This window comes from Mesobacillus sp. LC4, from assembly GCF_053543455.1.
On sequence record NZ_JBGCUB010000001.1, the window covers coordinates 1,058,989 to 1,081,022 of the forward strand.

Below are 22,034 nucleotides of genomic sequence, written 5' to 3' on the forward strand. Positions count from 1 at the left end.
TCCAATTACAATTAAAACCACATTCTTTTTAAGACTAAGTTAAAATGACTGATTATGCCAGTCTAACGCATATTTATTTTTGTGATAAAAATGCATCTATATCCTTTTTATTATCATTAAAAACTTTGTGCCCTAGCTCCTTTAATTTTGCCATACTTGTAAAATCGTCAAACGGAACTTCTTCCGATAACTCTGAATTAATGCGGAAGTAATGATTCCCTAGCAAAAGCCTGCAGTGATAAGAAACGGATTCAGAGGACAAGTCCATTGCCAGATCCAATAACTTTGGCGTAACCTTCAATGAAGGGAATTGGAACGGGAGCCATTGGCGGATTCCCCAGTGTCGTTCCTCCTCCATTGTAAAATCGATCTTCTGTTGGCCTGTCCCAATTGACATAATTTGAATGTCATTGAGGCCAATTTTAAAATGGTGCAAGGCTTCAGTTACACAAACCAATGAAGGGTTATTGGCCCATAATCCCCCATCTATCGAAAGATATTGATTGTTTACATTGTTTGGCGGGAAGTAGATGGGAGCTGAACAGGACGATAAAACGGCATCCCACAACTTTATTGATAACTCTTTTTCGGAAGAGTGTCCAAAGTCTGATCGATGGACATAGGGTTTTCCATGGGTTATATCAACAGCTGGTATCAATAAAGGTTTTTCAATTTGAGCGAGAGTGATATCCTTGAAGGCCTGTTTTAACAGCCGGCGTAAATAACTGTCACTATAGACACTTTTGAAGAGTCCGATTTTGGATTTTCTTAAAAATATCTTTTCTCCGTATGTCTCATATCTCCCCATCACCTCTTGCATGGAAGTATTCAGAGCCGCTGAAGCAGCGATGATCGCCCCTGTACTTGTCCCTGAGATAACATCAAACAGTTCGCCAACAGGCTTTCCAAACTCTTCTTCTATGTTTTGGAGGATGGCAATCGGGAAAATGCCCCTTATACCGCCACCGTCAATGCATAGCATTTTCATGAAATTCCCCCGGTTCGTCCTTGCTGCTATCATTGTTCCCATTCCACGATAACAATATAATCAAACTCATCAAACAAAAAAGAACTGCCATCGTAAAGGCAGTTCTCCTTGGATGATAATATTATGATACTTTTTCTTTCTCATGGTTGAAGGAATATTCCTCTTCCCAGTACTCAGCGTTCTTGATGCCAAGCTTTTTGGAATTGAAGACCGGATCGATACCTTGCTTTCTCTGTTCCTCATAATCCTTCAAAGCAATCAATGCCGGTTTTGCAAGAAGGACAATGGCAATCAGGTTGAGCCATACCATCAATCCCAGTCCAGCGTCACCAAGAGCCCAAGCGAGTGACGCTTCTTTCACCGCTCCGTAGAAAGTTGCTCCGAGGATGACCACTTTTAGGATGAGCATTGGAACTTTGCCATTTCTTCCCCTGAGAAGATAGGCGATATTCGTTTCAGCCATATAATAGTATGCCATGATGGTTGTGAAAGCGAAGAAGAATAGTGCGACAGCAACGAATTCTGCTCCGAATCCAGGAAGAACCGCATCAACTGCAGCCTGTGTATAACCAGGACCGGCTTCCACTCCCTGAAGGTTTTCGACGATGAATGCTCCGTCAGCGCCAACAGTATTGAACATTCCAGTGAACAGGATCATGAATGCTGTAGCGGAACAAACGAATAAAGTATCGATGTAAACTGAGAATGCCTGAACAAGACCTTGCTTAGCTGGGTGTGATACTTCAGCAGCAGCAGCTGCGTGAGGTCCTGTTCCCTGTCCTGCTTCATTGGAATAAATACCGCGTTTTACACCCCAAGCAATCGCGCTTCCAAGAATACCGCCAAACATGGAGTCAGCACCGAATGCACTCTTGAAGATTAAAGCGAACACCGCAGGAACTTCTGAGATATTCATTCCAATGATGATAAGAGCAACTAGGATGTATCCTACGGCCATGAAAGGTACTGTATATTGAGCAACAGTTGCAATCCTTTTAACGCCACCGAAAATGATTAAAGCCAATAATGCAATTACAACAAGTCCTGTCACCGTTTTGCTAACGCCAAAAGCGTTCTCAAGACCAAGTGCTATCGAGTTGGACTGAATCCCTGGCATCAAAAGTGACATTGCCAGCAAAGCAGCTACAGCAAAGGCAATAGCGAACCACTTGATACCAAGTCCTTTTTCGATGTAGTAAGCTGGACCGCCTCGATAAAGTCCATCTTGTTTAACTTTGTAAATCTGCGCCAATGTTGATTCAACAAAAGCGCTTCCCGCGCCGATGAACGCGATCGTCCACATCCAGAATACAGCACCAGGACCACCCATTGCGATCGCAGTGGCAGTACCTGCAATGTTACCAGTTCCTACACGGCCGGATAAAGCAATAGATAAGGCCTGAAAAGATGAAACACCCGCATCGGAACTTCTTCCTTTGAACATAAGTAATACCATGTCTTTCAGTAATCTGACTTGCAAAAATCGTGTCAGGATCGAGAAGAGCAAACCGATTCCAAGAATGATATAAATGACCGGGTTGCTCCAAAGAATCCCATTGAGCCAAGAAATGAAAGCTTCCAAATGAATCCCCCTTTATCAAATTAATTTCTTTCTATTTTGAATTATAAGATAATTTAACCCAAAGGACAATCAAAATGTGATATTTAACAGTAAACAATTTATTGAGCTGTGTGAAAACAATTGGTCGCGGAGGTTTCCCGTATTTTTTTATTTATGAACTAAACCGACTGGCTCTGGATCGGTTGGAATTTGATTCTCAGGTAAAGCCCTTTGAAGGTTGCATGGGTTCAGACAGCTTTTTAATGATTAGCTGCGAAGTTGTCCGAAGTTGCCCTGCCTTCAGACAAGTTTGTGTTGATTTCCTTCAAAGCTGTCAAAAGATGTCCTTACTTCAGACAGCTTTTCTATATTTACATGAGAAGTTGTCTGAAGTTGCCCTGTCTTCAGACAAGTTAGGGCTGTTTTCCTTTAAAGTTGTCAAAAGGTCGCTCTACTTCAGACAGCTTTTCAATGTTTAGCTGCGAAGTTGTCCGAACTTGCCCTGACTTCAGACAAGTTTGTGCTGGTTTCCTTAAAAGTTGTCAAAAGATCGCTCTACTTAAGACAGCTTTTGAATGTTTACCTGCGAAGTTGTCTGAAGTAGCCCTGTCTTCAGACAAGTTTGTTCTAAATTCCCTTAAAGTTGTCAAAAGATCGCTTTACTTAAGACAGCTTTTGAATGTTTACCTGAGAAGCTGTCTTAAGTTGCCCTGTCTTTAGACAAGATTGTGCTAATTTCCTTAAAAGTTGTCAAAAGATCGCTCTACTTAAGACAGCTTTTCAATGTTTAGCTGCGAAGTTGTCTGAAGTTGCCCTGTCTTCAGACAAGTTTGTGCTTGTTTCCTATAAAGTTGTCAAAAGATCGCTCTACTTAAGACAGGTTTTCAATGTTTACCTGCGAAGTTGTCCGAAGTTGCCCTGTCTTCAGACAAGTATGTGCTGGTTTACTTCAAAGCTGTCTGAAGTAGCCGACTCTCCCTAAAAAACACACGAAAAAGCGAGAGACACTTATCTCCCGCTCTTTCAGTGTTAGTGTTTTACCTATTTGAATAAATATTATTGAACACTTCTTTCACGCATAATCGGAAGTGTGCAGCATCTGAAGGATCCGCCAGATTTGATGATTTCAGTTATATCCACTTCAATGACTTCAAATCCTTTACTTCTTAGCTGTTCATTAACGCCATTATTCACCGGCAAGCTCAGAATTTTCTTGTTTCCGATACCCAGCACATTCGTACCGAGTGTAAATTGTTCTTCCTCGCTAACATCGATCAAATCATATTTCGAACTGAACATTTTAATATCCTCGTCAGTCAGTGCAGGTCGATAGATTAGTGCAACTTCCGGAGAAACGATATTGAAAACACAGTCAAGGTGCAGATACTCCGCTTTAAATGGGACGGCTTTCACTTCAAAGGTCGGAAGCAGTCCTTGAAGGTGGTCTGCCGCTTGTTGGTTGGTCCGGTTACTCAGCCCGACATATACAGTGTCTTGATCAATGACAACATCCCCGCCTTCTATATGGTCCCCGATTAAATTATAGTATGATATTCCGTCATCCTCGAGCCATTGTTTCAGGACGTCTTCCTCACCTTTACGTACATCGCTTGCCATATCCGCCACAAATATGGTTTGGCCAAGGGTGAATCCGATATCCCTCGTAAACACTTGCTCCGGATATTTTTTGTGGTATGGAAGCAGGATGACCTCTACCCCATGATTTTTCAAGGTGTTCACAAATTCATTATGCTGTTCCAAGGCAACTTCTATATGTATGCCTTCATCCTTGAAATGTTTCTGGGTTTCATTTATTACTTCGCGGATTGTCATATACTGTGGCTGACAAAGAATGACTTTCTTAAGTGCGTCATATTCATTTATGACATACCCTCTATTTTCGGGCTGCATATTTTGTTCCATCATCATTCCTCCTTTTGAACAAATCATTATAGGTTTTCCGGATTACACTTTAATCATTACTTTACTCAAAAAAATCCTGTCAGATATCCTTACGAAGTCGCTGACTTTATTCCGGAAAATCTTTAAGCTTGAAAAAATGTTTCAATAATTGAGGAGATGAATATGCAAAGTCGTAATGGAATGGAATTAGCCCAATTGATTATCTTAATCGATCTTTTTCGTGATGAATTGTATGAGGAACTTTTGAAAAGACATGGAAAGCACGCTCTTGAACTGTTACGTACTGCCCAGAATGAAACTTATTAAGGAGTGATTCACTGTGTCATTGCATTTGCGTACTGCCGTGGAAAAGCTTAAAGACCATTATATCCAGCATCTGATCAAATCAAATATGACAAATGAAAGCGAAGAAGAATTAAGAAAGCTAACATTAACGGAACTGAAAAATTTAATAAATAGGTTTTAGCCAATTTACAAATTGATATATCATGTGAGAAAATATAACATATAATATCAAAAGTGAATAAAGTGTGGTGAATGAATTGGCTGCAGACTCCTCCTCCTACAAAGAAAAGAAAGTGATTACCATTGGTATTGTCAGTGAGTTGACCGGTCTTTCAGAACGGCAGATACGATATTATGAAGAAAGGAAATTGGTTTTTCCCGACCGTACTCCTGGCGGAAGCAGAAGATATTCATTCTTAGATGTTGAACAATTAGTGGAGATTGCCAACAAAATCGAAGATGGTGTACAGACTTATGAGATCCGGCAGGAAATGATTAAAGAAAAGAAGCGACATAAAGACCAAGATCATAAGAAAATGATACAAGGACAATTGAACGCAAGATTCGGCATTCGAAAATACTAAACTGAAGACCTTCATTATTGGAGGTTTTTTCTTTTGTTCAAAATACGTGTAAGGTTTTCTTACATAAAAGTAGAATGAAATACAAATCCATGCGAGAATACAAACTACATTCACAATTTGAAAGGGGACGAAAAAAATGGATACGGTATTTTTAATGAATAGTCTATGGGTTACGATCTCCGCGGTTTTAGTTATTTTGATGATTGGTGGCTTCATCCTGCTTGAAACAGGATCAACCCGAATGAAGAACGCTGGCCACATTGCTGGAAAAACGATTTTGACATTTGGAATTTCATCAATCGTTTTCTGGGCTGTAGGTTATGGACTTATCTTTGGAGAAGGCAACTCAATTCTTGGCTTCTCAAACTTTTTTTATTCAGGCTATGATATTGAGGGGTTAGGACTTTCAGGTGCTGTATTCTTTCTATTCCAGCTGGCTTTCGCAGGGATTTCCTTAACGATTGCTTTTGGCGGATTTGCTGAGAGGGCAAAATTATCTGTCTATCTTGTTTTTGCACTCCTGTTCTCAGTATTGGTTTATCCGTTCATCGCCCACTGGATTTGGGGCGGTGGCTGGCTTGCAGAACATGGAAAACAGGATTTTGCTGGCTCGACAGTTGTCCATCTCACTGGAGCAATGGCAGCACTAGCAGCAACCATTCTTCTGAAGCCGCGGATTGGTAAATTCAATAAAGACGGTTCAGCTAATAATATCGAAGGTCACAACCAGGTCTTCACAGCATTGAGCGTATTGTTACTATGGGTTGGCTGGTTTGGATTTAATGCAGGAAGCACCGTTTCTGTTGATGGAGCATTTTTTGGATTTGTTGCGCTCAACACGAATCTTGCAGCAGCTGCCGGTACTGTTGCAGCCATGCTCATCTCCTGGATTGTTTTAGGCAAAGCGGATGTTCCAATGATGCTGAACGGAGCACTGGCAGGACTCGTGGCCATTACAGCCTCGTGTGCTTTTGTTGATACTTGGGCAGCGGTCCTGATCGGATTGATCGCCGGCATCCTTGTTTTCTATAGTATTCGCTTCTTTGAAAGCAGGAAGATAGATGATCCTATCTTTGCGCTATCTGTACATGGTACGGCTGGTGTTTGGGGAACTCTTTCCACAGGATTCTTTGCGACACCTGAACTAGCCACAGTTGGAAATCCAGGTTTGTTCTATGGCGGCGGTTTTGAACAGCTAGGAGTGCAGGCGCTGGGAGTTTTCGCCTCAGGAGCTTTCGCTTTCGCAGTATCTTATATCATCTTATCGATTATGAAGGTAGCAATGAAGGGCTTGCGGGTAACAGAAGAAGAAGAAATCATCGGCCTGGATATTAGTGAACACGGAAGCTATGGGTATCCAGAATTGGTCAATAAGGAAGCAGCAGCTAAGGTTTCAATGGATGTCACTTCAACATCCAACATCCCCTTAAATTCACAGCAACCTACTGTCAATTAGATTAATAAGTCTGTTATATGGAGCGGCGGTCCCTAATGGGGGCCAGCCCTCTTTTGATGAATGGAGAAAGGAGGACGTCCGAATTATGAACTTCGTTGACTATACTAATATAAACGCTTTAAGAGTTAAAGGACTGACTGAAGCTTCTTTTAACAATGAACAATTAAATCATTTCCATGACTTTATTTATGATCAAGTCATCTCTGCTGCTGTCAGCAAATTGACAAAGAAATATGGGAATCCCCCTTCCCCATTTTCCTTCTTCGTCATGGGAAGTGCTGGACGGATGGAGCAATCTATTTGGAGTGACCAGGACCACGGACTGGTTTTCACAATGAACACCGATGAAGCAAAGGAATACTTTTTGAAGTTAGGTAAAGAGATTTCTGAAGGATTAGAGCTGGCTGGCTATAAAAAATGTTCCGGCGGTGTCATGGCAAGCAATCCATTGTGGTGTAAATCGCTGAAGGATTGGGAGAATCAACTTGGAGTTTGGGTTGGTGAAGCTACATGGGAGTCAATCCGGTATTTGCTTATTTTTGCCGATGCCAGGTCTATCCACGGTGACGCTGGTCTGTTAAGAAGGTTGAAAGAAAAAGCCTTTGATGAAGTTAAAAGAGAACAATTACAGTTAAGAATGCTTCATAACACAATGTTTCTTAAAAAAGGGATCGGAGTACTTGGCCAGCTGCTTGCAGAAACCCATGGCACCTTTACGGGATCTATTAATCTAAAGGAGACAGCGTTTTTCCCCTTTGTAAATGCTGCAAGGTTGTTGTCATTTTCCGAAGGGATAAAAGAAACTCCAACTCTCTTCCGTATCAGCCTTTTATCTGACGACTTGATGACACATCAAGAAAAAGCTTTGTACAGCAATACCTTCTCTGCATTGCTTGACTATCGCCTGAAACATGGAAGTCATAGGGATTATGACTCCGGACACTACGTTAATATCAATAAACTTTCTAAAGCTGAAAAGAAAGCATTAAAAGAGATCATTAAAGTGGGTGAACAGTTTTATGAACATGTCAAAAAGCTGGTTTAAAGGATGTGAATTTTATGGGAATGAATGATATGATTCGTTTCTTTCGGCAAATGACCGGGAAGCTCGGATCGAACATCTATGCCGGAATGCCAACGCACTCAAATCCACAACAAATGTCGTTTTTAAGACAGCTGCAAAAAGAAATGAAGGAAGGAACTAGCCTCGACTGTCCGTTGGAGGAATTGCAGGTCATTGTATTTGATCTTGAAACAACAGGCTTTTATCCTGAAAAAGGCGATAGGATCATCTCTATAGGAGCTGTAAAAGTTATTGGTTCCACAATACTTGAAAATGAGTTCTTCTATTCATTAATCAACCCTGAAATTCCAGTACCGCCTGATGTCCTGAGCCTGACTTCTATCACTGAGGAAGAGCTTTTGACTGCCCCGAAAACTTCACAAGCCCTGATGGAATTTTTAAATTTCATAGGCAGCTCAGTCCTTGTAGCTCACCATGCAAGACATGAGCAAGCCTTTATGAAGAAATTTACAGGCAGCCATTTACGCTTGAATTTTGAACACAGGGTGATTGATACTTCATTTTTAATTAGGATTTTCCAGCCTGTTGTCAATTCCCTGCCTTTGGAACAAATTTGCTTTGAGTGCGGGATTGAAGTGAAAGATAGGCATCATGCATTGGCGGATGCCAAAATGGCAGCGAAGCTATGGGCTTTCTATATTAAAAAAGCCCGGGAGCAAGGCTACAAAAACTTGCGCGAGGTTTATGAATACCTATCTTTAAAGAGATAAGCTTGTGCCTCGCATCCCTCCCCACCCCATGCCTCATTTCTATTTTCTCAAACATTTTATTTTGATTACCGAAAGATAATTGTTACTATTGAATGGTATAATCGCTGGGAATAGTAAAAGTGCTAACCCTGGCAGTTACTATTATTCAATAAAGGAAGATGTAAAATGACGGACAACAAACGTTTAAACGATATAAAATACTCCGTGCTTGACCTGGCTCCGATTCTTGAAGGCGGCACAGCATCAAATGCTTTAAAGAACACTCTTGACCTTGCCCAGCATGCAGAAAAATGGGGTTATAACCGCTATTGGTTAGCTGAGCACCATAACATGCCAGGCATCGCCAGCTCCGCTACATCCGTTGTAATTGGCCATGTTGCAGCTGGAACAAGCTCCATCAGAGTTGGCTCGGGTGGAATCATGCTTCCGAATCATGCTCCACTTGTTATCGCTGAACAATTCGGGACACTTGAATCTCTTTTCCCAGGCCGTATTGACCTTGGTCTCGGACGCGCTCCTGGGACTGACCAGGTGACGGCTTATGCATTAAGGCGGGAACGTCGAAGTGATGGCCAGGACTTCCCGGAGCAATTGGATGAGCTTAGGGCTTATTTCAATCCGGAACTGGATTCACAATATCGCAGTGTCAGGGCGATTCCAGGTGAAGGGTTGAACATACCAATTTGGCTATTGGGCTCAAGCGGCTACAGTGCACAGCTTTCGGGACAACTTGGTTTGCCATTTTCATTCGCCAGCCATTTCTCACCGGAAAATACATTAGGTGCATTAAAGCTTTACCGCAGAAACTTCCAGCCTTCAGATGTTTTGGAGGAGCCTTATGCAATGGTCGGCGTCAACGTGATTGCTGCTGAAACGGATGAGGAAGCAGAATTTCTGGCAACCTCCATGCAGCAGCAGTTCCTTAACCTTTTCAGGAATAACCCAAGTCCTTTGCTGCCTCCTGTCAAAAACCTTGAAGATCAGCTGAGCGAGTATGAAAGAATGCTGCTGGGCAGTCGTATCGGTTCTTCCATTGTCGGCAGCCCTGAAACGATCAAAACCAAACTTCAAGAATTCCTGGACGAAACACAGGCGGATGAAATGATCATCAATGCACAAATATTTGACCATAAAGCAAGATTAAAATCTTTTGAAATTGTTTCTGAGGTTTTTAAAGGATAGGAATATCATCATAATAGAAAGAGGAGAATCTAAAAAGCTAGATTCTCCTCTTTCTATTAACCTTTTTACAATTGTCCTAAATCATCTGAGCATAGCCCCGAGTGCCCCGCTGAATTCCCCGTTATGCAGGAAGTATGAATCCAGACCGGACATTTTACAATAGAAACCCAATTGATCTTGCAATGGTTTATTGCCAGCCAGCGTACTTCCTATGAAAACAACTTTCTTTTTTCCGTGCAAAGCAGCTGTTTGTACGGTTAAAAGTGTAATGGTCTCTGCCATCATATTCATAAAAGAAGCCATTTCATCAGCTGAAGAGCTTGTATGGATAGTTTCCGTCTTGGCGAAGTTGCTTGCAGTCAGGTCTCCGGGTATCGGAGGTTCTTCCGGATGATAGAGATCCTTCACCAGCAGGTCCACCTTCCCTTTGTCACCGGTGGCTGTCAAACTGACAAGAGTTGCAAAATCACTGGAATCTGCCAAAAGCCTTCCCATCCCCATAAAAGTCCCGCCGCCTATTCCGCTGCCAAGAACCCGATTATACTTTTCCCCTTCGATCTTAAACCACGAAGTTCCTGTACCAATATTGATGAGCAAGGAATTTTCTGCAGCTGGCAACCCTTCCTTCCTCATCAAGTAGTTCGCACCTTCACATGTGGCGGAAAATTCATCGACAATCTCTGATTCCGGAAAAAATTTCGCTTTGATTTTACCAGCTCTCCCTCCTGTCAGGAAAATGGATTTGTTTGAAGAGACTAGTTTCAGCCATCCTAATGCTCCATCCATTTCACTGATTGGTTGTTTTCGATAATGAAGAATGCCATTTTCCTCATAAGCAATTTTTATTAAGGACCCTCCAGCATCAATGCCAATCCTATTATTCATGAGGTCTCCCCTTTCATGAAAATCAATCAAGTTAAATCTTATCTTTTATTGTAAGTCTTTAGAAAACTTGAAAGCAAAGAAAACAGCGGCAGTCATATTTAACTGCCGCTTTGTAGATTTGTTTAGCGATGGTTTGTACCTTTTAATGAGGAATCAAAAACTTAGTACAGATGGGCATCTAAACATACGCCCCATTCACCAATTAATCAGCCTTGATTGGCACGACCTTCCCATCCTCAATTGCTGCAACGATCAGCTCGCCTTCAAATCCGCCGTTAGGGTCAATCTTTGGAATGACATACACCTTCTTGTCTTCTGGTAGCTTATCCAGGCCATCCTGCATGTGCGCCATGATTTTTTCAGGGTCATCTATAGATCCTGCCGCTTTGATTGCCTCAGCAAAAACATACATGGCAATATAATTCAAGCCAGCTTCGGAACCTGGGTCCTCATTATATTTCTCACGATAATTCTTGACGAATTCTGGAATTCCTGGACTGTCTGAATCAACAAGCGGCATAACACCAATCGCTCCATTTAGGACATCATAGCTGCCGGTAACCTTCTTCATTTCGTCGAACTTTGCCTGGTCCATAACAATGAAACCGCCTTTGAAGCCAAGTTCTCTCGCTTGTTTGGCAACTTTTGCCGTTGGCTCGGACGGTCCCCCGATAAATAATACATCAGGCTTCTCCTTCAGGGCATTCGTTATGATCGTAAAGAAATCGGTATCTTTCGCAAAGTCGATCGAAGAGTTATACACGACTTTCCCGCCTGCTTTTTCCCAGTGAGGCTGCAGCTTTTCTGCCCAGTCTTTACCGTACTGGGACGCAGTAGGAAGGAAAGCGATTTTCTTGCCGAATTTCTCCATTGAATAATTTGTGAATGGCTCAAGATAGCCATCATAACGAGGAGGAATTCTAACTGTTAATTTATTGCCCCCTTCAGTGACCTTAGGTTCACTTGTATAGGCGCCAATAATGAATTTTTCCTGCTGATTAAATACCTGCATTGCCGCTACTCCGCCACTGTGAGGAGTGAAAATAATCGGCGTCTTGTTTTCCTGCATCAATCTCTTTGCATTCGCTCCTGCTTCATTTGGCAAATACTTGTCATCCAGGGAGACTACATTGAATGTATACTTCTTCCCATTTACTTCGACACCACCAGCATTGTTAATTTCCTCGGCAGCCATTTGTACCCCGTTCAATGTCCTTTCTCCATAAAAGGCTGCAGGTCCGCTTAACGGCCCTGTATAACCAATATTAATTGTCCCTTCTCCTGACCCAGCTTCAGGATCAGTTCCTCCAGCATCTGTTTTTTCAGAGTTGTTGCAAGCGGCAAGGCTGAAAATCAAAGCAAACATTACACTTAAAATCAAAAACAGTTTAGATTTCTTCATTTGCTTTCCCCCTTAGTTTAACTTTCCTAATGTTCAGACATATTGATTTATACCGCTTCGCAACCACCTCCCTAAAGACAGAAGTTGTTCTAAGCACCTATATAAGCTTTCTTGATCTCATCATTCGCGAACAGTTCCTCTGAAGTACCTTCGAGTACAACCGCTCCATTTTCAAAAACATAACCTTTATCGGCAATTTTCAAGGCAGCATTGGCATTTTGTTCAGCAAGGAGAATCGTGGTACCCTCGCGATTGATGGTTTTGATTACTTCAAACATTTGCTCTACAATCAATGGTGCAAGCCCGATTGAAGGTTCATCGAGCAGCATCAGCTTTGGTTTAGCCATAAGTGCTCTCCCAATCGCAAGCATTTGCTGCTGGCCCCCGCTCAGTGAACCGGCCATATCATCCTGCTTCTCTTGTAAAATAGGGAAAAGCTCGTATACATGCTTTAGCGATTCTTTTATCCCTTTCTTGTGCTTTCTATGGACATAGCCTCCCATCTTCAAGTTCTCTTCTACTGTCATTGAAGGGAATAGTTTACGCCCTTCAGCACACTGGACAATGCCTGACTGGACAATTTTATCAGGAGAGCGTTTGTTAAGGGATTCACTTTCAAATTCAATACTTCCAGAAGACGCCTTGTTCAGTCCGCTGATCGTCTTGAATATTGTGCTTTTTCCAGCTCCATTCGCCCCTAGCAAAACAACAATTTGTCCGGGGTTAACCTCAAGACTGACGTTATGAATAGCAGTAAAGCTTCCGTATTTTACCGAAACGTCCTGCAGTTTAAGCACTTGCGCTCCCTCCCAGATAAGCCTTAATGACATTGGGATCATTCCTGATTTCCTCTGGAGTGCCCTCTGCGATTTTCTCTCCATAGTTGAGAACCATAATTTTGTCTGCTAGTTTCATAATCATTTGCATCTTGTGTTCAATCAGGCAGACGGTAATCCCTTGATCCACCATTTTCTTCATTAATTGAGCCAAACCCTCTGTCTCATCAGGATTGACACCTGCTGCAGGCTCATCAAGAAAAACAATTTCCGGTTCCGTCGCAAGGGCCAGGGCAAAGGCCGTCCGCTTTTTCTCTTCCTGGGTCAGGCTGCCAACCAACTTGCCGGCAACCCTTTCCAATCCGGTGAACTTTATCACTTCGAGCGCTTTTTCTCGGCATTTTTCTTCTTCTCTTATCAACCTCTTTGACCTCAAAACAGCATCCAGCAAATTTGATTTCGTCCTTAATCTATGACCGACGAACACATTGTCAAGCACTGTTGACTGCTCAAACAGATTCGTAGTCTGAAAGGTGCGTGCGATTCCCAACTCAGCAATTTTATTAGGAGGCATTGTGGTGATATCTTGCCCTTTAAGGATAATAGTGCCTGAGCTTGGAGAATGGAAGCCGCTGATTAAATTGAAAAACGTTGACTTGCCGGCGCCATTAGGTCCGATGATGGCATTGATTTTACCCCTTTCAATGGAGAAATCAACATTGTTAACCGCAGTTAAGCCGCCAAATTTCTTCGTTAAATTCTTGGTTTCAAGGAACATCCTTATCCCTCCTTCACCTGATTGTCTGCTGCAATTGGACTTTGTGAGAAGTGTTTGTCCTGCTCGTCTTTGGCACGCTTTTTCTCTGCTCGTTTTACCATCCACTCGACAATCGAACCTGCGATGCCCCGTGGGTAAAAAATCACGAGCAGGGTAAGGATAGGTCCGAAAATAAGCATGCGATAATCCTGGAGAAATTGCAGCTGCTGGGAAATCCAGACGACTAGAACAGTTCCCACGATCGGACCTGAAAGCGTGCCGATCCCGCCAATCAGCAGGTATGTCAGCAAATCAAATGTGATGACGATATTCCCTATATCAGGCCCTATGAAGCGGATGAATGAGGCGTAGAGAGCTCCTGACAATCCGGCAAAAAATGTTGAAAGGACGAAGACTTCGAGTTTATTTTTCATCGTAGAAATACCGATTGTCTGTGCCAGGTCCTCACTATTGCGAATGGCGATATAAGTCCTTCCTGTCAAAGAATTCACGATACGGTAGACAATCATGATCACAGCGAGCAGGATAACGAGGACCAGGTAATATTGTGATAAAGGTGTTTCAAAGGAAAGCGGTCCGATATTGGCAGGTGCCGGAATTCCGATAAGTCCCCGGACTCCCTCTGTTAAACTGTCCCACTTATCGATGACAAGATAAAGGATATACCCTACACATAGAGTATAAATGGCAAAAAAGTGTTCTTTTGTCCTGAGCGCAATCAGGCCAATCAGTAATCCAAGAATACTTGTAATAATCAAGGCGAGCGCAAAAGCCAGCCAGAAGTTCATTTGTGCTTTTACTGTTAAAAGACCTAAGGAATACGCACCAACCGCAAAGAATCCAGCATGTGCCAAAGATAGATAACCAGTGTATCCAGCCAAAAGATTAAGCCCATAAACTCCAATCATCCAGATGAAAGAGAGAGTCATCACATGGATGAAATAGTCATTTTGAGTCACCAATGGAAAGACGATGGCAAATAGCACGAGTGCCGGAATGATAGTCCGTTTATTGATGATTTTTGCCACTAGTGTCCCCCCTTTGCAAAGAGACCTGTTGGTTTTACTGACAGAATGATCACCAGCAGGATGAACGCGATAATGTCTTTATAATCGTTAGAAATATACGTGGCACCAAGGCTTTCGCTGAATCCTAAAATATAACCGCCGATGATGGCTCCTGGAATGCTGCCCATGCCGCCGAGAATGATGATGACAAATGCTTTTAAAATAACCAGCTGTCCCATGCCTGGAAATACCAGATTGATAGGAGCAGCCAGAGAGCTAGCAATCGCAGCAAGCCCTCCGGAAATCAGGAACGTCAGCATCGCGACCCGGTTCGTATTGATTCCGACAAGGTTAGCGCCATCACGGTCCTGTGACATCGCGATGATCGATGCTCCTGTATATGTCTTTTTCAGGAAAAGGTAAAGCAGAACCATCACGGCAATCGCTGCAATGATGATCAGTAATCTTTGCATAGTAAAGGTCAAACCGAATAATTGAATGACCTGGCCATATGGCGTCGGCATTGTTTGATAATCGGCTCCCCAGACATACTGGGCAAAGGCTTCCAGAAACAATAGAATTCCAATTGCCGCAATTTTGTCGTGTATAGGCGGTGCGTGCCTCAATGGGTAAAAGACGAATCGTTCCATCAGCACGCCAATAAGTCCAACAACAATGACAGAAACCAGGATAGCCAGCCAATAATGAAGCCCGTACTGCACCATCATCATCAAGGTGATGTAACCACCCATCATATACAAAGCACCGTGAGCGAAATTTGGGATATGAAGGATACCGTAAACTAGAGTAAGTCCGAGGGCAACAAGTGCATAAACACTTCCTATGGTAAGCCCATTGAACAACTGCTGAACCAAAATCTCCATTAAAATCCTCCTTGAATTTTAATAGCTGCCGCGAAGGAGTGGTTTTACCTCACCTGTTTTTCAGCCTTTTCCCGTTCTTCCTCCTGTAGTTTCCGCCATAATATCTTTCCGCTGCTTGTCATAGGAAACTGTGTCCTGAACTCAATCTCCCTTGGATATTTGTAGGCCGCCATATGCTGTTTGGACCATTCAATTATTTCTTCTTCGCTTATTTCACCCTCATATCCCTCATTCAGAATCACGAAGGCCTTCACGGATTCTCCTCTTCTTGGATCTGGGATACCAACGACCACCGCCTGCTGTATCGCCGGATGTTTGTAGAGATACGATTCCACTTCCGTTGGCCATACCTTGTAACCGGAGGCATTGATCATCCTTTTGACGCGGTCGACCATGAAGTAGTATCCCTCTTCATCGAAACGGCCTATGTCACCTGTCCTGAAAAACCTTTTGCCGTCTAAGTCAATGAATGAATTCCTGTTTTCATCTTCCCTGTTATAATAGCCAACCATTACCTGGGGACCATTCACTACGATTTCACCAATTTCTCCTGCACCAAGTTCTTTTCCGGTTGAGGGTTCAATGATCCTTGCATCGACATCAAAAGACGGGATTCCAAGACATTGCATTTTTGGTCTGTCAGGCGGGTTGAAGTGGGTCTGGGCAATTGTTTCTGAAAGTCCGTAGCCTTCCACAAACCTCAGGCCTGAAAGTTTGTACAGTTTTTCTCCAACTGCCTCAGGGAGAGCTGCGCCGCCGCCTGAGATCGAGGTTAACGTTGCGATATCCTCTTTTTTCAGTTTGGGGTTTGCAAGGAAGTCAACGATCATTGTTGCAATTGCCACCCAGTGCGTGCACCCTTGCGATTGAATCAATTCAACGGCTGCCTCGCGGTTCCATCTTGTCATGAGCACCATTGTGCTGCCTGAATAAATCGGCATATGCATGCTGTGGACCATTCCGGTCACATGGAACAATGGCAGTGTCGTTAAATGAACCGCACTGGTGGTAGAACTTGACCAGTGATAGGCGCCGATTGTATTCGCCTGGACAGTTCGGTTCGTATGCATGCAGCCTTTTGGCAGCCCGGTTGTTCCAGAAGTATAAGGCAGCACAACAAGATCATCTGCGCTGGTCGTATGCTTTCGGGGTTCATACTGTGCCGCGATGGCTTCCTTCCAGAGGAAATGTCCCGGCTGGTCGTAAAATTTTCTTTTTGCTTCTGCCTCCGGAGGTACTGTTCCGTTAAAGCGATTCCCTATATAATCTGAATAAGCGGCAACTACCACATTATTTAATGGAGTTGTTCCTATAAGCGGCTCAACCTTTTCATAAAGCTCCTGGCCAACCAGCGCAGTGTTAATTTCACAATCCTTGATATAAAAGCTTAGTTCTTCTGCGGTCAGCATCGGGTTGATCGGGACCACAACTGCGTCTGCTCTTGAAATGGCATAGAATCCAATCACAAACTGTGGTGAATTTTGCATAAACAATAGAACTCTTTCCCCTTTAGCAACACCCAGCTTCTGCTGGAGGAATCCTGAAAGCGCGCTGACCTCTTCATCAAGCTCCTTGTAGGAAAGTGTATTTCCATAATAGTAAATCGCGCTCTGGTCTGGATATCGGTCAGCACTGACTTTCAAATTTTCATAGAGAGAGGTTTCAGGCAATTTGAGTGACCTAGATATTTTAGGCCAATGTTCAAAATGAAGATTAGGCATCATCCATTCCTCCTTATTTTCTACTCAACTGGTTTAAGAGAACTTTGTTTATTAAAAGCCGCCGCAGCGTCCTTGATTGCCTTCTTCCCGTCAGGCAAATATTCGGTCATGCCTAGGAAACCATGGAGCATACCCGGGACACAAACATATTCCGTTTCCACTCCGGCATTTTTCAGTTTTTTGGCAAAATGCTCGCCTCCATCACATAATGGGTCAAGCTCTGCTGTCATAATCAGAGCTGGCGGAAGCTTGGCAGTGATATCATCGGGAATCAGCATAGGTGCCGCCAGAGGGTTTTGGGTATCAGCTGGTGTGTTCAAGTATTGCTCACGGAACCATTTCATAGTGGACTTCGTTAAATGGTAGCCTTCGCCGTATTTTTCGTAAGATGGAGTATAATCAAATCCTGTAGAAGGGTAAAACAGCATTTGGTAAGCAATCGATGGTGACTGCCTTTCGACTGCAAGATAGCTGACAGCAGCTGCAAGATTCCCTCCTGCACTATCGCCTGCGACTGCTATAAAGTTTTCATCAATATTCAGCTCGTCAGCGTTTTCAAACACCCATTTAGCAGCTAGATATGAATCTTCCACTGCAACCGGGAACTTGCTTTCTGGTGCAAGACTGTAATCCACTGAAACTACTTTACATCCAGCTTCATTGGCTAATGTGTGGCAGAGGGCATCATGTGTTTCAATGTTTCCGATTACCCACCCGCCTCCATGGTAGTAGACAATGGCCGGAAACTGAGCTTCACCAGCTCCTTTGGGTGTATAGATCCTGATATCTATTTCTCCATTAAAACCTTTGATTATTCGATCTTCCGTTTTGGCCAGCTTTTCTGCTCTGCTCATTAGTTTTGCAGACTGTTCAAATCCATTCCTGGCTTCTGCCAATGGAAGCTGTTCCAGCGGCGGAACAGGATTATTGGCAAACGCTTCGAGCAAAGCCTTTACTTCTGGTTTTAATGACATATTTTCTCTCCTCCTTTTCATGTAAGCGCTGTCAATTCAGACAGCAATGATCCGGTTTTTATCTATAAGTATAGGGACTTTATTAAATATATTTTGCTGTGAAACGAATTCAATTTCCTTTTCAAATCCATGTTTGCTCAGCATCCGTCCGACTCGGGAAGCTTTTAAAATATCATCACTATTTTGATTGTGCCCATGGTAGAAACTATACGCAGCATAGGCAGAATCAGTTAGAAAAAACTCTTCACGGAATTGCTTGATTAAGCAGTCAATAAAGCAGCCCGCTCCCTGGAAATCTTCTACATTGAATTCATTGGAGGACCCTGAGCAGACAACTACAATCGTCTCGCCCTGGTATTCTTTTAAAATGTGTTTGGCAACTGCCTCGCAATTCAACAGGGATGCCGCATAAACCGCCTTCGCATGTGCAGAGTTTTTGAGGGCAACCGTTCCATTTGTAGTGGAGAGAATGACAGACTTCCCTGCAATCTGTTCCTTTAATTCTAAAGGGTTTGGCGAAAGGAACCCGTCAATTGTTCTCCCTTGATACTCTCCAACAAGAACGAAACTATCCTTTTCCCTGCCTTCAGCTTCCTGTTCTGCTGCCTTTCCATCGAGCACGGGGATGACTTCCCTGGCTCCAAACTCAAGAGCAGACGCAACAGTAGAAGTTGCAAGCAGAACATCGAAAACAACAGCGATTTTGTTATCAGCCATTTTCTGTTTATCGATGTCTTCTTTTTTTAGCAAAAGGTGAACTTTCATCATCACCGAGCCCTTTCTGTCATTTTTTTTCTGCTGTGTAAAGAGAGTATTGGATCAAGCTGCTGACAAATTCATCAAGGTGTGCAAACCGTGGGTCCGTCGTTTGCCCCTTTTTCCACCTGTAATAGATTTGCTGGCAAATGACAGCAAGTTTAAAATAAGCGAATGTTTGATAAAAGTTCATGTTGGCCAGGTCCCTGCCGCTTTTCCTGGCATAGTCCTCCAAAAATTCATCACGTGTCATAAAGCCGGGGGTCACCGTAACGGGCGGCTTACCCATCCCTTTTTTCAAAAGATCAGAGTCGTCGGGTTCAATCCAGTAGCTCATCGCGACACCTAAATCGGCAAGCGGATCACCCACAGTAGTCATCTCCCAGTCGAACAGTCCGACCATTTCTGTCAATTCCTCATTGAACATTGAGTTATTCAATTTGTAATCGTAATGGATAATGGCTGGAGTTTGAGATTCAGATACATTTGTTAGCATCCATTGCTTCAACTGCTCCACGCCTTGGACAATATCCGTTTCCGCCCGTTCGTAGCGGCGGATCCAGCCTATAACCTGCCTTTCCATGAAGCCTTCTGGTTTTGTCATTTCCGTAAGTTTTGTCTTCTGGTAATCGATACTGTGCAGCTGGACAAGATGGTTGACCATCGTTTCAGACAATGATCTGCACATTTTATCAGTTGGCATGACGCCTTCGGGAAAATCGGTGTCAAGTACAATGCCGCGCTTTCTTTCCATCACAAAAAATGGACTGCCGATCACTCTTTCATCAGCAAATAAATAGGGCTCCGGAGCTGCTGAAAAATGAGGGCTGATTTCTTTCAGGATTTTATATTCTCTCTCCATATCATGCGCTTTTGGTGCCACAGGACCAAGCGGTGGGCGCCGTAGAACCGCCTCCCACTCCCCCATCTTCAGCTGATAGGTTAAATTCGATTTTCCAAAGCTGAATTGCTCAATCGTCAGGTTATCTCCAGGAAGATTCGTCAATTGCTCCCTTAAGTAATTTTCGATCGCGCTGGTATCAAGTTCTTCCCCTTGTCTGATTGGAATCGTATCAGAAGCCATAAGTACCAGTCCTCCTTTAAGCTGAAATTTCTATTCTCGTTCAATAATCGTGGCGATACCCTGTCCTCCGCCAATACAGGCAGTGATAAGCGCGTACCGTCCGCCTCTTCTTTCGAGCTCGTAAACAGCTTTCGTCACAAGGATTGCTCCTGTGGCTCCAAGAGGATGCCCATGGGCAATTGCTCCGCCATTCACATTGACCTTTTCCTTATCCATCTTTAGCTCCCTGTCACATGCAATGACCTGGGCAGCAAATGCCTCGTTTATCTCGATGATGTCCATTTCATCGAGAGTCAGTCCAGACTTTTCCAGCACTTTCCTGACTGCAGGAACTGGTCCAATGCCCATAAGATTCGGATCTACCCCGGCTACTGCCTGCTCCCTTATGACGGCCATTGGTCTCACACCCAATTCTTGTGCTTTCTCCCTTGACATAACAAGTAATGCTGCCGCGGCATCATTCAGGCCCGAACTGCTTCCGGCTGTGACAGTCCCATTCGGTAAAAACGCTGGCTTAAGTTGAGCCAGGGCATCCAAAGTCGTTTGCGGCCGTGGATGCTCATCCTTGTTAAATATGACCGGTGAACCCTTTCGGACAGGTATCGAGATTGGGATAATCTGTTCATCAAACCGGCCTTCAGCCATCGCTGCCGCCATTTTTTGCTGGCTGGAGAGTGCGAATTCATCCTGCTCTTCCCTGCTAATTGCATATTTTGTTACGAGATTCTCTGCTGTGATTCCCATTGGCGGATCTCCGATTTCTTCAGGTGACAGCTGGGACTTCCTGAAACTTGGTGGCAGAGGGCTATAGGGTCTTTCTGGTTTATCCATTAAATAAGGAGCCCTGCTCATGCTTTCGATGCCGCCAGCAACATAGACATCGCCCGCCCCCGACATAATTGCCTGGGCCGCAAGATTGACTGCATTAATACCTGACCCGCACTGGCGGTCGATCGTCAGGCCAGGCAATTCAAGGGAAAGTCCTGTTTGCAGCGCTGTAAGTCGGGCAATGTTCCCGCCTCCGCTGATGACATTCCCCATGATGACATCCTCAATCATTTCAGGCTGTACATTTGCCCTCCCGATTGCCTCTTTGATCACCTCTGCACCAAACACATGGGCAGGTACCGAAGCAAGTGCTCCGCCCTGCCTGCCAATCGCCGTCCTGACAGCAGATACGATCACTGCATCCCTATTCATGAGAGCTTCCTCCTTTTACAGTACATGTGTCCCGCCATCGACAACGACTACATCACCAGTAATGTAATCAGACGCTGCTGCAGCCAGGAATACTGCTACGCCCTTAAGGTCCGTGTCAGAGCCGAATTTTCGTAATGGAGTTCCCTCAAGAATCGCCTGGCCACCTTTTTCCAGCAGCCCCTTTGACATCTTTGTCGGGAAGAAACCCGGTGCAATCGCATTAACGTAAATGCCTCGCGGGCCCCATTTTACTGCGAGGTCCTTTGTAAAAGTAATGACAGCCCCTTTGCTGGCGTTATAACCAATTGCGTCCATTACCTTTGGATTGGACCCTTTCAATCCTGCAACAGACGCAATATTGATGATTTTGCCTGCCCCTTGCTCAAGCATCACTTTCCCAGCCGCCTGGGACATTAAGAACGTTCCTGTTACATTGACATTCAGGACTTTTTGCCATGCTTCTAGCGGCATTTCCTCCGCCGGCGCTCCCCAAGAAGCTCCGCTGTTATTGACAAGGATATCGATCCGGCCGAATTTCTCCACAGTTTGTTCGACTACGCTCTTCACATCTTCCGGATTGGTGATGTCACATTTAAGAGCCATGGATTCAACACCCATTCCCTTCAATTTCTCGCTAACTTCTTCACAGGCTTCGACCCGCCGTGAGCAAACTACCACATTGGCTCCTGCTTCTGCGAAACCAATCGCGATTTGTTCCCCAAGGCCTCGTCCTCCGCCAGTGACAATCGCTACTTTTCCTTTAAGTGAAAATAATTCAGATACATGCATTGATG

At 43.8% G+C, this 22,034-nt stretch carries 22 protein-coding genes; 7 read left to right on the forward strand and 15 right to left on the reverse strand.

From position 1 onward, the window contains the following. Positions 1–73: 73 nt before the first annotated feature. The 3 genes from AB5I83_RS05460 to AB5I83_RS05470 all read right to left on the reverse strand — a co-directional run bounded on the left by AB5I83_RS05460 (position 74) and on the right by AB5I83_RS05470 (position 4,472). Positions 74–988, reverse strand: coding sequence for a CBASS cGAMP-activated phospholipase (locus AB5I83_RS05460; protein WP_448973438.1), 915 nt, complete (start codon positions 986–988; stop codon positions 74–76). Between the two features lie 121 nt (positions 989–1,109). After that, complete coding sequence (locus tag AB5I83_RS05465) at positions 1,110–2,570, reverse strand: alanine/glycine:cation symporter family protein (protein WP_448973440.1); 1,461 nt, start codon at positions 2,568–2,570, stop codon at positions 1,110–1,112. Between the two features lie 1,035 nt (positions 2,571–3,605). Further along, entirely contained in the window at positions 3,606–4,472 is an 867-nt protein-coding gene (locus tag AB5I83_RS05470; protein ID WP_448973932.1) for a dimethylarginine dimethylaminohydrolase family protein, read from the reverse strand. Between the two features lie 162 nt (positions 4,473–4,634). Between AB5I83_RS05470 and AB5I83_RS05475 the strand changes: the two genes are divergently transcribed. From AB5I83_RS05475 to AB5I83_RS05505, 7 genes are all read left to right on the forward strand, one after another. After that, complete coding sequence (locus tag AB5I83_RS05475; protein WP_448973441.1) at positions 4,635–4,778, forward strand: hypothetical protein; 144 nt, start codon at positions 4,635–4,637, stop codon at positions 4,776–4,778. A 13-nt stretch (positions 4,779–4,791) separates the two neighbouring features. Then, positions 4,792–4,938: a Fur-regulated basic protein FbpA gene (gene fbpA / locus AB5I83_RS05480; protein ID WP_318999783.1), complete on the forward strand. Its 147-nt coding sequence runs from the start codon at positions 4,792–4,794 to the stop codon at positions 4,936–4,938. Positions 4,939–5,002: 64 nt separating this feature from the next. After that, entirely contained in the window at positions 5,003–5,341 is a 339-nt protein-coding gene (locus AB5I83_RS05485; protein WP_448973444.1) for a MerR family transcriptional regulator, read from the forward strand. Positions 5,342–5,477: 136 nt separating this feature from the next. Continuing rightward, positions 5,478–6,797, forward strand: coding sequence for an ammonium transporter (locus AB5I83_RS05490; protein WP_448973446.1), 1,320 nt, complete (start codon positions 5,478–5,480; stop codon positions 6,795–6,797). A gap of 85 nt (positions 6,798–6,882) precedes the next feature. Further along, positions 6,883–7,842, forward strand: coding sequence for a DUF294 nucleotidyltransferase-like domain-containing protein (locus tag AB5I83_RS05495; RefSeq protein WP_448973448.1), 960 nt, complete (start codon positions 6,883–6,885; stop codon positions 7,840–7,842). Positions 7,843–7,856: 14 nt separating this feature from the next. Beyond that, a complete protein-coding gene (locus tag AB5I83_RS05500; RefSeq protein ID WP_448973450.1) occupies positions 7,857–8,591 on the forward strand; it encodes an exonuclease domain-containing protein in 735 nt (244 codons plus the stop codon). Between the two features lie 165 nt (positions 8,592–8,756). Continuing rightward, on the forward strand, positions 8,757–9,773 hold the full coding sequence (locus tag AB5I83_RS05505; RefSeq protein WP_448973452.1) for an LLM class flavin-dependent oxidoreductase: 1,017 nt from the start codon (positions 8,757–8,759) through the stop codon (positions 9,771–9,773). Between the two features lie 81 nt (positions 9,774–9,854). Here AB5I83_RS05505 and coaW read toward each other — a convergent pair whose 3' ends face one another. The 12 genes from coaW to AB5I83_RS05565 all read right to left on the reverse strand — a co-directional run bounded on the left by coaW (position 9,855) and on the right by AB5I83_RS05565 (position 22,029). Beyond that, a complete protein-coding gene (coaW, locus tag AB5I83_RS05510) occupies positions 9,855–10,658 on the reverse strand; it encodes a type II pantothenate kinase (RefSeq protein ID WP_448973453.1) in 804 nt (267 codons plus the stop codon). A gap of 202 nt (positions 10,659–10,860) precedes the next feature. After that, the gene (locus AB5I83_RS05515) at positions 10,861–12,060 is read right to left on the reverse strand and encodes an ABC transporter substrate-binding protein (RefSeq protein ID WP_448973455.1); all 1,200 of its coding nucleotides are present in this window, start codon (positions 12,058–12,060) and stop codon (positions 10,861–10,863) included. An 89-nt stretch (positions 12,061–12,149) separates the two neighbouring features. After that, positions 12,150–12,857 carry an ABC transporter ATP-binding protein gene (locus AB5I83_RS05520; RefSeq protein WP_448973457.1) on the reverse strand — a complete coding sequence of 236 codons (708 nt, stop codon included), beginning with the start codon at positions 12,855–12,857 and terminating at the stop codon, positions 12,150–12,152. Beyond that, a complete protein-coding gene (locus AB5I83_RS05525; RefSeq protein WP_448973458.1) occupies positions 12,850–13,614 on the reverse strand; it encodes an ABC transporter ATP-binding protein in 765 nt (254 codons plus the stop codon). Before AB5I83_RS05525 ends, AB5I83_RS05520 begins: the two co-directional genes overlap by 8 nt. Before the next feature lie 2 nt (positions 13,615–13,616). Then, positions 13,617–14,642: a branched-chain amino acid ABC transporter permease gene (locus tag AB5I83_RS05530; protein WP_448973459.1), complete on the reverse strand. Its 1,026-nt coding sequence runs from the start codon at positions 14,640–14,642 to the stop codon at positions 13,617–13,619. Continuing rightward, positions 14,642–15,505, reverse strand: coding sequence for a branched-chain amino acid ABC transporter permease (locus tag AB5I83_RS05535; protein WP_448973461.1), 864 nt, complete (start codon positions 15,503–15,505; stop codon positions 14,642–14,644). Before AB5I83_RS05535 ends, AB5I83_RS05530 begins: the two co-directional genes overlap by 1 nt. Positions 15,506–15,549: 44 nt before the next feature. Further along, entirely contained in the window at positions 15,550–17,226 is a 1,677-nt protein-coding gene (locus AB5I83_RS05540; RefSeq protein ID WP_448973934.1) for a long-chain fatty acid--CoA ligase, read from the reverse strand. A 20-nt stretch (positions 17,227–17,246) separates the two neighbouring features. Continuing rightward, positions 17,247–18,200, reverse strand: coding sequence for an alpha/beta hydrolase (locus AB5I83_RS05545; RefSeq protein WP_448973463.1), 954 nt, complete (start codon positions 18,198–18,200; stop codon positions 17,247–17,249). A gap of 36 nt (positions 18,201–18,236) precedes the next feature. Then, positions 18,237–18,968, reverse strand: coding sequence for a 2-phosphosulfolactate phosphatase (locus AB5I83_RS05550; RefSeq protein ID WP_448973465.1), 732 nt, complete (start codon positions 18,966–18,968; stop codon positions 18,237–18,239). Positions 18,969–18,984: 16 nt separating this feature from the next. Continuing rightward, positions 18,985–20,040, reverse strand: coding sequence for a phosphotransferase family protein (locus tag AB5I83_RS05555; RefSeq protein ID WP_448973467.1), 1,056 nt, complete (start codon positions 20,038–20,040; stop codon positions 18,985–18,987). Positions 20,041–20,070: 30 nt separating this feature from the next. Further along, positions 20,071–21,240, reverse strand: a complete 1,170-nt coding sequence (locus AB5I83_RS05560; protein WP_448973469.1) for a thiolase family protein — start codon at positions 21,238–21,240, stop codon at positions 20,071–20,073. A gap of 15 nt (positions 21,241–21,255) precedes the next feature. Then, complete coding sequence (locus AB5I83_RS05565) at positions 21,256–22,029, reverse strand: SDR family oxidoreductase (RefSeq protein WP_448973471.1); 774 nt, start codon at positions 22,027–22,029, stop codon at positions 21,256–21,258. Positions 22,030–22,034 lie beyond the last annotated feature (5 nt).

Coding starts and splice junctions, on each gene's coding strand:
- AB5I83_RS05540 (WP_448973934.1), bottom strand. CDS start 17,226: ATGCCTAATCTTCATTTTGAACATTGGCCTAAAATATCTAGGTCACTC.
- AB5I83_RS05490 (WP_448973446.1), top strand. CDS start 5,478: ATGGATACGGTATTTTTAATGAATAGTCTATGGGTTACGATCTCCGCG.
- AB5I83_RS05500 (WP_448973450.1), top strand. CDS start 7,857: ATGGGAATGAATGATATGATTCGTTTCTTTCGGCAAATGACCGGGAAG.
- AB5I83_RS05545 (WP_448973463.1), bottom strand. CDS start 18,200: ATGTCATTAAAACCAGAAGTAAAGGCTTTGCTCGAAGCGTTTGCCAAT.
- AB5I83_RS05515 (WP_448973455.1), bottom strand. CDS start 12,060: ATGAAGAAATCTAAACTGTTTTTGATTTTAAGTGTAATGTTTGCTTTG.
- AB5I83_RS05505 (WP_448973452.1), top strand. CDS start 8,757: ATGACGGACAACAAACGTTTAAACGATATAAAATACTCCGTGCTTGAC.
- AB5I83_RS05565 (WP_448973471.1), bottom strand. CDS start 22,029: ATGCATGTATCTGAATTATTTTCACTTAAAGGAAAAGTAGCGATTGTC.
- AB5I83_RS05555 (WP_448973467.1), bottom strand. CDS start 20,040: ATGGCTTCTGATACGATTCCAATCAGACAAGGGGAAGAACTTGATACC.
- AB5I83_RS05475 (WP_448973441.1), top strand. CDS start 4,635: ATGCAAAGTCGTAATGGAATGGAATTAGCCCAATTGATTATCTTAATC.
- AB5I83_RS05495 (WP_448973448.1), top strand. CDS start 6,883: ATGAACTTCGTTGACTATACTAATATAAACGCTTTAAGAGTTAAAGGA.
- AB5I83_RS05525 (WP_448973458.1), bottom strand. CDS start 13,614: ATGTTCCTTGAAACCAAGAATTTAACGAAGAAATTTGGCGGCTTAACT.
- AB5I83_RS05470 (WP_448973932.1), bottom strand. CDS start 4,472: ATGGAACAAAATATGCAGCCCGAAAATAGAGGGTATGTCATAAATGAA.
- AB5I83_RS05560 (WP_448973469.1), bottom strand. CDS start 21,240: ATGAATAGGGATGCAGTGATCGTATCTGCTGTCAGGACGGCGATTGGC.
- coaW (WP_448973453.1), bottom strand. CDS start 10,658: ATGAATAATAGGATTGGCATTGATGCTGGAGGGTCCTTAATAAAAATT.
- AB5I83_RS05535 (WP_448973461.1), bottom strand. CDS start 15,505: ATGGAGATTTTGGTTCAGCAGTTGTTCAATGGGCTTACCATAGGAAGT.
- AB5I83_RS05550 (WP_448973465.1), bottom strand. CDS start 18,968: ATGATGAAAGTTCACCTTTTGCTAAAAAAAGAAGACATCGATAAACAG.
- AB5I83_RS05460 (WP_448973438.1), bottom strand. CDS start 988: ATGAAAATGCTATGCATTGACGGTGGCGGTATAAGGGGCATTTTCCCG.